This window comes from Sphingobacterium sp. UME9, from assembly GCF_014170215.1.
Classification (GTDB): domain Bacteria; phylum Bacteroidota; class Bacteroidia; order Sphingobacteriales; family Sphingobacteriaceae; genus Sphingobacterium; species Sphingobacterium paramultivorum.
Genome location: NZ_LZZP01000013.1, coordinates 1,520,157 through 1,531,827, shown reverse-complemented (window position 1 = coordinate 1,531,827; position 11,671 = coordinate 1,520,157). Strand labels below are relative to the sequence as shown.

Annotated in this window: 7 protein-coding genes; all 7 read right to left on the bottom strand. The window is 41.2% G+C overall.

Features of this window, described 5'->3' with window-relative positions; translation table 11 throughout:
- Nucleotides 1-27: 27 nt before the first annotated feature.
- The 7 genes from A9970_RS25550 to A9970_RS25520 all read right to left on the bottom strand — a co-directional run bounded on the left by A9970_RS25550 (nucleotide 28) and on the right by A9970_RS25520 (nucleotide 11,156).
- Nucleotides 28-1,479 (bottom strand): bifunctional 2-methylcitrate dehydratase/aconitate hydratase, encoded by a 1,452-nt coding sequence (locus A9970_RS25550; protein ID WP_182984175.1) that lies wholly within the window; start codon nucleotides 1,477-1,479, stop codon nucleotides 28-30.
- Between the two features lie 124 nt (nucleotides 1,480-1,603).
- The gene (prpC, locus tag A9970_RS25545) at nucleotides 1,604-2,755 is read right to left on the bottom strand and encodes a 2-methylcitrate synthase (RefSeq protein WP_182984174.1); all 1,152 of its coding nucleotides are present in this window, start codon (nucleotides 2,753-2,755) and stop codon (nucleotides 1,604-1,606) included.
- A gap of 10 nt (nucleotides 2,756-2,765) precedes the next feature.
- Nucleotides 2,766-3,641: a methylisocitrate lyase gene (prpB, locus tag A9970_RS25540; RefSeq protein WP_182984173.1), complete on the bottom strand. Its 876-nt coding sequence runs from the start codon at nucleotides 3,639-3,641 to the stop codon at nucleotides 2,766-2,768.
- A gap of 431 nt (nucleotides 3,642-4,072) precedes the next feature.
- Complete coding sequence (locus tag A9970_RS25535; protein ID WP_159730808.1) at nucleotides 4,073-5,584, bottom strand: SusD/RagB family nutrient-binding outer membrane lipoprotein; 1,512 nt, start codon at nucleotides 5,582-5,584, stop codon at nucleotides 4,073-4,075.
- Nucleotides 5,585-5,630: 46 nt separating this feature from the next.
- Nucleotides 5,631-8,864 carry a SusC/RagA family TonB-linked outer membrane protein gene (locus A9970_RS25530; RefSeq protein WP_159730810.1) on the bottom strand — a complete coding sequence of 1,078 codons (3,234 nt, stop codon included), beginning with the start codon at nucleotides 8,862-8,864 and terminating at the stop codon, nucleotides 5,631-5,633.
- A 272-nt stretch (nucleotides 8,865-9,136) separates the two neighbouring features.
- Nucleotides 9,137-9,760 (bottom strand): peptide chain release factor H, encoded by a 624-nt coding sequence (gene prfH / locus A9970_RS25525; protein ID WP_182984172.1) that lies wholly within the window; start codon nucleotides 9,758-9,760, stop codon nucleotides 9,137-9,139.
- Nucleotides 9,761-9,764: 4 nt separating this feature from the next.
- Complete coding sequence (locus A9970_RS25520) at nucleotides 9,765-11,156, bottom strand: RtcB family protein (protein ID WP_182984171.1); 1,392 nt, start codon at nucleotides 11,154-11,156, stop codon at nucleotides 9,765-9,767.
- Between the last annotated feature and the right edge of the window lie 515 nt (nucleotides 11,157-11,671).

Genomic DNA, 11,671 nt, shown 5'->3' with positions numbered 1-11,671 from the left:
TTCGATCACCCCGTGCTCTCTATATCATTAGCGCACAAACAAATCCATCAGCTGCGAGACATCCTGTTCGAGAAAAGTATCGTAGTCCAAAGTAGCTGTAAGTATTTCCTTTTGCTGTTTTTCAGAAAATACCCGAGCAAGATTTGTTTTGTATTTTTCGATTAATTTAGGGATTCCCTCTGCCCTCCTTCTTGGATGACCTATCGGGTATTCAACAACCAATTCAGGCAATATTGTACCGTCAATCAGTTCAATTGTTAAAGCATTTGATATCGCACGTTTCTGTGGGTCGTGATAATCAGCGGTGAATTGAGCATCTTCCACGCAGGAGATCTTATCGCGAAGCGCATCAATTCTTGGATCCGAAGCGATATGGTTTTCATAGTCATCAGCCGTCAAACAGCCGAAGATCAACGGAACAGTCACCATGTATTGGATACAATGATCACGGTCGGCAGGGTTATGTAAAGGTCCCTTTTTATCAATAATCCGGATAGCCGCTTCATGTGTACGAATGGTTACACGGGCGATATCTGAGCTGCTTTTTCCAAATTCTTTCAGTTGTTGATGAAGTTGCATAGCAGCTTCTGCTGCTGTCTGTGCATGGAATTCAGCTGGAAAAGAAATCTTAAAAAGAATATTTTCCATCACATATGATCCATATCCCCGCTGAAACTTAAATGGATTTCCGTTAAAAGACACATCATAAAATCCCCATATTGGTGCTGTCAAAACAGAAGGATAGCCCATTTCTCCAGTTTTTGCGATCAGGGCCAATCGGACAGCACGTGAAGTTGCATCTCCGGCTGCCCAAGATTTTCGGCTACCTGTATTTGGCGCATGCCGATAAGTGCGTAGGGCTTGTCCATCCACAAAAGCCAAAGAAACCGCGTTGAGCAGCTCTTCTCTTGTGAGGCCAATGAGCCTCCCTACGACCGCTGTTGAAGCTACCTTCACCAAAATAACATGGTCTAGCCCCACTTTATTAAACGAGTTTTCAAGTGCTAAGACACCTTGTATCTCATGGGCCATAATCATTGCCTCAAGCACCGTCCTAGCTTTCAGCGGTTTTTGCCCGTTTGCAATATTTGTTCGGCTCAACCAATCTGCCACAGCTAAGATTCCCCCTAGATTATCGGATGGATGCCCCCATTCTGCTGCCAGCCAGGTATCATTAAAATCCAACCATCGAACAATCGTGCCGATATTGAATGCTGCCTGAACGGGATCCAATTGAAAATTTGTACCAGGTACCCGAGCACCGTTCGGCACGATGGTCCCTGCCACAACTGGCCCCAACAATTTGGTGCAGGCAGGATAGGTCAATGCTTCCAAGCCGCAGCCAATGGTATCGAGAAAACAGTAAAAAGCCGTATTCCAAGCGACTTTTTCCTCAATTTTATAATTTAGGACATAGTCCACAATGTCCACTAAAACCTGATCCGGTTGTGGTCTTTCATTTGATATTGCTGAACTCATTCGTGTATTTTCGTATAAGACTCTCGTTCTATTTATTAATATAATTCGTTTTTTTCTGAGCTAAGCTCTTCCTCAAAGCCCAACGTTTAAAAAGTACTTTTTAATGCCTTTTCCCGATCCAAATTTACCGTTCGGAAAGAGGTACAAAAGGTCTGTCCTCAGGACCAATATAATTTGCACTTGGTCGGATAATTTTTCCATCCTGACGCTGCTCGAAAACATGCGCTGACCAGCCTGTAATACGTGAGAGGACAAATAACGGCGTAAACATCTCCGTTGGAATGCCCATAATATGATAGGACACCGCAGAATACCAGTCCAGGTTCGGAAACATTTTCTTTTCTTCCCACATGACTTTTTCCAACCGTTCAGCGATCAGGTAGAGCGTCATGTCGCCCGCTTCTTCCGACAGCTCTTTGGCCACTTGTTTTATCACTTGATTTCTTGGATCCGAGATTGTGTATACAGGATGGCCAAAACCAATAATGACTTCTTTGTTTGCCAATCGCTTCCGGATATCCGCTTCCGCCTCATCAGCATTTGCATAACTACTCTGAATTTCGAAAGCGACCTCATTGGCTCCGCCATGCTTAGGTCCACGTAGCGCACCTATTGCCCCTGCTATACATGAATACATATCTGATCCTGTACCGGCGATTACCCGAGCGGTGAATGTAGATGCATTAAACTCATGTTCGGCATATAAATTGAGTGAAATCTGCATCGCTCTTACCCAAGAAGACGATGGCGATTTTCCGTGTAGCAGATGCAAAAAATGCCCGCCCAACGTTGCATCTGATGTCTCTACCTGCACCTCACGTCCATGCTGACTAAAATGATACCAGTACAACAGTGCTGAGGCCATCGAAGCCATCAGGCGAGTTGCAATGTCACGGGCACCAGCAATGGGATGACTGTCTTTCTCGGGCGAAACACTGCCGAAAAAAGAAACATAAGTCCGTAAAACATCCATGGCATGTGCCGTCGATGGCAATTGCTTGAGGACCTGTTGAACAGTAATAGGTAGACCACGTTGACTGATCAACTGACTTTGATAAGTGACGAGCTGTGCCTGTGTTGGTAGACTTCCATAAATAAGTAAATAAGCGACCTCTTCAAAACTTGCCTGATGCGCCAGATCTAAAATATCATAACCTCTATAATGCAGATCATTACCACTTTTTCCGACAGTGCTCAAAGCCGTATTCCCTGCTGCTACACCAGAGAGTGCTACACTTTTTTTGGGCTTAAAACCTGTGCTGTTTGTCTCTTCCATCTGAATATAATTATTTGTTAAACAATTGATCCAATCGATTTTCATAGGCATAATAATCGATACTTCTGTATAACTCTTCTCTCGTCTGCATGTCGTCGATCACATTAACCTGCCCACCGTCTTCCCGAATGTGACGATAAACAGTTGTAGCCGCTTTATTAGCGGCGCGGAAAGCAGATAGTGGATAAAGGACAATAGAAACATCGGCTTGACGTAGTTCATTCAGGCTAAACAACGGTGTTTGTCCAAATTCGGTGATATTCGCCAAAATGGGAAGACCTGTTGCCGCACTAAATTGAATGTATTGCTCCAAATGATGTACTGCTTCAGCAAAAATAAAGTCCGCTCCAGCTTCTTTATAAGCCACCGCTCTTTCCAAAGCAAGTTCAAGGCCTTCAGAAGCAAGTGCATCTGTACGTGCACCAATGGCAAAATGCTCATCCGTTCGTGCGTCCACCGCCGCTTTCAGGCGATCAACCATTTCAGCCCGAGAGACGAGCTCTTTCCCAGGCCGGTGCCCACAACGTTTAGCCCCCACCTGATCCTCCATGTGAACTGCGGCCGCGCCCACTTTAATTAAAGACTTTATTGTACGTACCACATTGAATGCCGAAGGCCCGAAGCCAGTATCAATATCCACTAGCAAAGGAAGTTTACACACATTTGTAATGCGATCCACATCAATCAAAACATCCTGAAGTGTTGTTATCCCAAGATCTGGAATTCCCAGTGAACCGGCTGCGACACCTCCTCCTGAAAGATAAATAGCTTTAAAACCAGCCTGTTCAGCCAAAAGGGCATGATTAGCATTAATCGCTCCAACAATTTGTAATGGTTTTTCATTCTTGATCGCTTCCTTAAAAAGGAAGCCGGGGGATTTTATCATAATATCGAATTTGAAATTCCAAACCCTATAGCCTTCTCTAGATGCAGGCTACAGCGATTACTTAAGTTTACTTAGTCTGAAGAACTCCTTTTTAGAGCCTTCCTCTTAAAGATACTAATTACCAACGCAATAAAGCAAATTATTTTCTACATTAGAGGTAAATCACAGAAGAAAATACGGTATTACCCCGATTAATTATTGTAAATTATTTCAGCGGCTAAAGCCTTCCCTCAGTCTGCTAAATACCTTTGACAACTGTACACTCCTTTTTAAAGGGATGTATTACCAATTAAAAAGCCTCAACTTTTTGAAATTGAGGCTTTATCCGAAATGTCAACAAGACATCTTAGTCCACTGTGGGAGTAAATTGTTATCCAAACGAGCAAAAAAAAGCGGGATCTTTCGATACCCGCTCAATAAAACATTTTAAACTAGTTTTTTCCATTGTCTTTTGCCCACCACAATCGTTTTCCCCAATTATAATTTACAGTTCCAGCTGCTGCTGCTGTCACGTTTTCTGTATTATATAAATACTCATTATTCGGGTAAGGCAAACGCCAAGGCTGATCTGTATGTGCGATTGCAGAATTTTGAATTTTTGAAGGATAGTTGGTGCTAGGAATTCCAGTCCTTCTGTACAAACTCCAGGCTTCAAAATTTTCTTTAAACAGAGCGACCCACATATCCCAATAGATGCGATTTTTCGTTCCATCAAATTTACCAGCTCCGGCAAGATAAGTCGTAACATCGGATGCTGCAACGTCATTATCTTCCATTGATAATGTCACAGCTTTTTCATAGGCATCTTTAGCGGAAATTCCAACATTATATCCCGATAAAGCAGCTTCTGCTAATGTATAATAACTTTCACATGCACGATAAAAAGGTACTGCTCCAGCAGGATTGTTGATGTAATGCAAACCAATCCATGAAATTGATGTCGATGGAGAAGGGTTGGTAAGCGAACCGTTGACAAATCCTACATACTTACCGGCATTATTTTTCTGTGCAATCGAAGCAATTCTAGGATCTTTTGTTTCATTTAAATGATCGATAAAAATATCAAACATACCCCAGTTGTTGATCCGATTACCATTGATACCTGATTTGTACCATGGTTCCATATAAGGCAGCGTTCCCGGATAAACCATTTGACAATTTTCCGCATTGGTTTCGATGATTGGATATTTTGTCTTATTACCTGCAATTTCTTCAATCGTAGATTTAGCTAAAGCAGGAGCAACGGATGATATCCGCATCGCCATCCGCAAACGCAAAGAATTACAGAATTTCTGCCATTTCAGCATTTGCTGCTTTAGATTATCTGGCCCAGAATTTTTAGGCCCATACACGATATCGTATTCCAATGTTTCATCGGCACCAATCCCAGCGGCTAGTTCATCCGCAATTGATTTGAGATCGGCTAACACCGCTGGAAAAATATCTTCTTGCTTATCGTATTTGGCTTTTAATACGGAACCATCATCTGGCCGTCCTTTAAATGCCTCTGAATACGGAATATCTCCCCAGCCATCCAATAAATAGGACCACATATAGTTATTCCAAATTCTTGCTATAGCCCTTGTATTTTTATACCCCTCTGCAGTGGCATCAGTCCTTTTTAGCAGATCCTTCATTTGGGTGATATTATAGTAACAAGCGGCCCAGCGATTGCCATAAGTATTATTTGTTGGGATCAATCCACTTAAATTATCAGGATATTGAATTTTAACAATATACCCAGCAAATGTACCATACCCATCAACATCGCCACCAAATTGGTCACCTGCGTTCCGCATCACATTAACCAGCATGTTTTGTGGCGGAACATCATTTAAAGCATCCGGATCGGTATTAATTTTCTCAAAATTCTTGGTACACCCTGTAACCAGAAGAACTGCTAAAAAAGGCGTATATTTTAGTTTTTTAATGAAAGTATTCATAATCATAATTTTTTTGGGGTTCTAAATCTTAAACTTTATGTGTTAATTAAAATGTAAAACCAAGTTTAAGACCTATACTTCTTGAGTTTGGAACACTGGCTTGCTCAAATCCTACACCTCTAGAATCACTAGATACACCTCCGCCTTCCGGATCCAACCGCATCGTATTCGATTTATGTACCCAAAGCAATGCTAAATTGGTACCTGTGACAGAAATATTAGCACGCTTAATCCCTTTTATTTTACTATACAGATGTTTGGGTAAATTATACGAAATATAGGCTTCTCTTAATTTCAGAAAAGAACCATCAAAAACATACATTTCGGCAATGCCTCCATTTTCATACCAGTCCTGCGCAGTAGTCTCTATGGTATTTGCGACCCAGCCTCCTTTTCCGTCTGACATTGCAAATCGTTCGTTTTTCATCACGTCACGACCGGCAAGAATAGCCCTTTCACGAATGCCATCCGCAGCAGTAATTTCAGCTATACCCGTCGCATAACCATGGGACATTGTTTGTGACCAAATATCTCCTCCCTTACGGAAATCGAGCATAAAGCCAAATCTAAAATCTTTAAAGGTGAAGTCATTACGCATCGAAGCCAAGAAGTCTGGCACAGCATTACCAATCACTTGACCATCAATAGGTGTAGAAACCAGACCGTTGGACCCCACTTTAATAGCACCTTTCATAGGCCCATCTTCTACACGATCATAACCAGGTCCTACCAAGCTGCCCCATGGGCGTCCTACAGACGCCATATTGGAAATACCCCAAGTCCAACCCTGTCTATAGTCTTTCAAACCCAATTCGGGATAAAGTTCAACAACCTTGTTTCTATCTTTTGAAAAGTTGACAGTCGTTGTCCAGTTCAACCCATCTTCGCGCTTCAGGATATCGCCGCGTAACTGAACTTCAATACCTTTACTTCGAATTTCTCCCGCATTTAGGAAGATACTGCTAAACCCAACCACATTGGAGGTCGTTACTGGGAGCAATTGTTTTTTATTTACCTTTTGATAATAGGTAACATCTAAATGGAGCCGGTCTTTGAATAAACCAAGTTCAGTACCAATTTCATAAGATGTAATGGCTTCAGGTTCCAAGCCTTCAATGGCATAAACCATGCTTTTGTACATTTGCGCCAGGTTATTATAGGCGTCTGTTTGCGCATAATAATAGTTTCCATTTTGATAAGGTCGTGTAGCGTTACCTACTTTAACCAAATTAAATCGCATTTTCCAAAAATTCAAATAATCACTTTTCAGACCTTCAAATGAAGCTGTTGGAATCCAGCTTAAACTTGCCGAAGGATAAAAAAAGGATTTTTTTAACGTTGAAGACCAATCGTTCCGCGCTGTTAAATCTAAATACAATTGATCTTTCCAGCCCAAATTAGCCTGTCCATATACCGAATTGGAACGGCCTTTAGAATGGTCCATAAAGGTGTAAGCATCTCCGATTTTATTCGAAATGGTATAGACCCCCAACACATTTAATCCTTTTGCTCCTAGTGTATTTGTTTCATATTGATAGTCCCGATAATTTGCCCCTAAAATACCGGTTAAACTCAGATCGCCAAACTGTTTATTAAAATTTGCAATAAAATCTGCATTAAAATCGGAATTACTATTTTTTATTTCATCGAACTTTCCATTCTTATTATCAAAGTTAAAATATGTCGTTTCAAACATATGTGTATTATAGTAATCCAAGCCTACACGTCCCTCAAATTTCAAAAAATCAAAGGGTTGATAATACAATGAGGTCTTACCAAAAACACGGTTCATTTTCATAGCATTAAGAGACTCATGCATCGTATAAAAAGGATTCATATGGTAAGCGGAATTCCAATTGTAATAAGTATATTTCCCTTGTGCATCTTTTTGATCCCAGTTCTTTTTCAAGTCCTGCATATCCACCTGACGGCCAAACCAGATCAGGCCATTCATTGGATTGGCAGCATCATATCCCTGAGTGACCAAGTTGTTACTTTCTGTGCGCGTAAAATTACTCATAATGTCATAAGACACTTTATCACTAACCTTATATTCATTATTTAATTGCGCTGTATATTTTTTCTGATCCGTATTAGGCACCGTTCCGGTTTGATTTCGGTAAGAGATTGAAGCACGTGTAGACGATCGATCTGATTTGGAAAGCAATGAAATGTTATGATTTTGGGAAAAACCAGTTTGGAAGAACTCTCTAACATTATTTTTATGCGAATTCCATGCTGTTGCCTGGCGTACACCATTCACAACCGGGCTATTAAACTGTGGTATCAACAAGCCAATGTCCATGCGAGGACCCCAAGATTCATCGATATTATCATTAACACCAATGTTTCCTGTACCATCAACATAACTGAATGAATTTTGGGTTACATAATCCTGATAGGATAGATTTCCACCAAATTTCTTAAAACTGTATTCATCCCCCCGTGATCCCTGACCATATAAATTTTGGTACTTCGGTAAATTGGCCGCCCTGTCGATGGAAAAATTACCATCGTACGAAATCTGCACTCCGTTTTCGGCGCGTTTTCCAGATTTTGTCGTAATCATAATAACGCCTGTACCAGCACGCATACCGTATAGTGCCGCTGCCCCACCTTTCAGTACGTTGATGCTTTCTATATCATCTGGATTAATGTCATTTAAACCCGACCCGTAATCCACCCCGCTATACGTATTATCACCACTACGTTGAGAATCATTTGTAATAGGAATACCATCCACTACGATAAGCGGTTGCTGATTTGCCTGTAAGGACGTATTTCCACGGATAGAAATACGGGCAGAAGAACCTATAGCTCCACCAAATTGGTTCACCTGTACCCCCGCAACCTTTCCCGCCAATGCGCCTGTTAGGCTATATTGTCCTGCATCTGTCAGTTCTTTTGCTTTAACCTCCTGCATAGCATAACCCAACGATTTTTTCTCCCTTGTGATACCTAATGCGGTAACCACCACTTCATCTAAATTCTCCGCTGAAGATTCTAATGTAACGTTTAAATTCGTTTGATTACTAAGTTGAATCTGCTTAGATTTGTAACCAACTGCAGTGACATTTAAAACTCCTCCACCTGTATATGTTAATGAAAATCCACCATCAATTCCTGTCTGCGTGCCGGCACCGCCTCGAATGGTCACCGATACCCCCGGTATTGGTTTGCCATCTTGATCCAACACTTTGCCTTTAAGTGCTGTTTGGGCATAAAGCGCAGAACATACTAGTATATTGGATGCTAGTATTGCAATACTTCTTTTGTTCATAAGCTAGTCTCTGTTAGTTAGTTTAAAATGCTTTTATAAAATCTAATTTATGCAAATGTTGAAACAGAGCACGCTATGATATTGACCAATATTACCCATATTTTAACATCAAATGTTAAAATATTACAAGTCTCACACAGCTAAAGCCATATCACCAAGCCTGAACAAACAAACCACAACCCCTTATTAAACAAGAGAATACCACTAAAAAAAACAAACCCTTGCCAATATATTAGCAAGGGTTTTCGCTTCAGTAAAAACAATACAAATTATTAATTCTCAATAAATTTCTGACCATAAAAGACCCGTTTCGCCTGTCCCCGCGCCACCTCGATTTGGTTTTTCCATTTTTGTTCTTTGGCCGTATTTAACTCAACGCTTTCCAAATCCCGCAGACGTGCAGCCAAGCGCAGCATTGCGATCTCTTTATTCTGCAATTGTGATCTCGTATCCATCACCTGAACACTTATCCCTGTCGGAGCATGCGTCGCTCTAACGCCAGAACTTACTTTATTGACATGCTGTCCACCTGCACCGCTACTTCGCATCGTTTGGAAATATACATCCTTCACATCCAACACCTTTTCCTTTTCACCCGGATGATACGTTTTAACTTCGACAAACCAATTCTTCCGTTTGTGTAAAGGACGAAAAGGGCTTTTACACACCCAACAGACTGTACCAATCCAATGATCAATCAATTGATCCATATCTTTTCCTCTCAATCTGACAATTAACGAACAAGGAAGTCCATCAACTTCTTCTGTTTCTATTTCCGTGACTTCAACTCCAACTTTACTACCTTCAAAAGAGATTCTGTCGACTACTAATCTAACGGCCATATTACATTCCTTAGGACCTCGTCCCGAAGAAATTTGTAAATACCTTTCTTTCATAACCTTATTTGTCCATACGTACAATCTTCGGAGTAAATATTCCGAGAACAGTTACCAACTCCTGCTGTAATTTCATCACCCGATGAATATCTTTATACGCACGTGGTGATTCATCCAACGCGCCGCCAATCAATTCCACACCATGTGCTTCCAGATCTTTCAGCATAGCGCTTTTTGTCAAATTATTTTTGCAGGCGGATCTCGACATGACACGTCCCGCTCCATGGGATGCAGACTGTAAACTTAAGGGGTTTCCCGTTCCCTCAACAATGAACCCTGGTGCTGTCATCGAGCCGGGAATCACCCCCAGCACGCCCTTGCCTGCAGGCGTTGCTCCCTTCCGATGAACAATGCATTCCTCCCCATTCACGAATTCCTTCCATGCGAAATTATGATGATTTTCGATCGTTACCACGGGATTACCGCCAAGTGCTTTAGCCAAACGTCGGTGGATGTCTGCATGACAGGCTTGGGCATACTCTCCAGCCAAATTCATTGCCATCCAGTATTCTTGTCCTTCTTGGCTTGCTAAATCCAACCAGGCCAAATGTTGGACATGACGCGGTAATGGACATTGTTGCGCTGCAAGGCTTGTGTAATGCTTAGCGATATTCGCCCCCAAACCTCGAGAGCCACTATGGGATAAAATCCCCAAGTACTGTCCTGGATTTATCCCCCATTCCTCCCGCACAGTTTGAAGCTCAACAATGCCCAATTCGACAAAGTGATTTCCACTACCAGAAGTCCCAAATTGTCTGTAAGCTTTACCCAACAGGGGTTTTAATAGTGGGATTTCCTGAAATTCAGTTCTACTGAAAACAACATGGTCATGCTTATCACGATGTGTGTCATTTAAACCAAATTTGGTGTTTTCCTTCAATATATTTTTCAGTTGGAATTCCCTTCCTTTGAAATAACTGCCCGGTAAGTCGAATATCGACAGGCTCATCCGACAACCAATATCTACGCCTACACCATAGGGTATAACGGCATTTTCTGTGGCCAGTACCCCACCGATGGGAAGGCCATAACCTGTATGTGCATCCGGCATCAGTGCACCTTGTCTTGAAATAGGCAATCTCAGTGCATCATACAACTGTCTTTTTGCCTGCTCATCAATTTCATTTTCACCAAATATGCTAAATGGAGCACACTGTGAATGAAGCTCCTGCATGCGCGCTTCAACAGGTTTAACAAGTCCTTCAGAGACCTTTCCCCATATTTTATGCTCCATAAATCGCTCCGGAGCTTCTATCAACTCAGCAAGTTCAAGAAGAATGGTTTCTTTATTTTCCCTCTTTCGATACCTTGTGATCAGCCCTAAAGCTGTATTAACTATATTATTTTGTGGAAAACCTATTTTTACTAGATCTTTTCCAGATAATTTACTTCCCATTTTTATAAAAAATATAAATAATTAGCCATCAATTTCCTCTTGGAAATCGGCAGCCTTTTTGAAAAAATTTCGGGAATATTCTTTTGGGGATTACGATTCTATTAAGCATTTTTTCTTAATGCACAGTCAATTACTCCTATAGAGTCGAACGCACCTGTTTTTCAAAAACGCTGCAGCCCTGAAGAGCTTTGACTATCTAAATAGAAACGAAAATCCGGAAAATTAAAAAGCCCGAATGAACTTCGGCTTTTTCATCTGTATAAATTGGTTTTTCAAAAGAAGTAAAGCGACCTGATTACTCACTCCAGCGGATTGAACAAACACGATGCGCTCCTATTTCGAAGAGTATCTTAAATAGGACGAAAAGCACGAAGATTGCTTTCGGCAAATCCATTTGCCTTAAAAGCTTGCTGTGTTATTATTCTAGCGACCAACATATCTTCTCGTGTTTAAATTATTAAAATAGTATTATCAAGCGCGAATATAAGTAAGTTCAGTTTAAAATAGAAAAATTC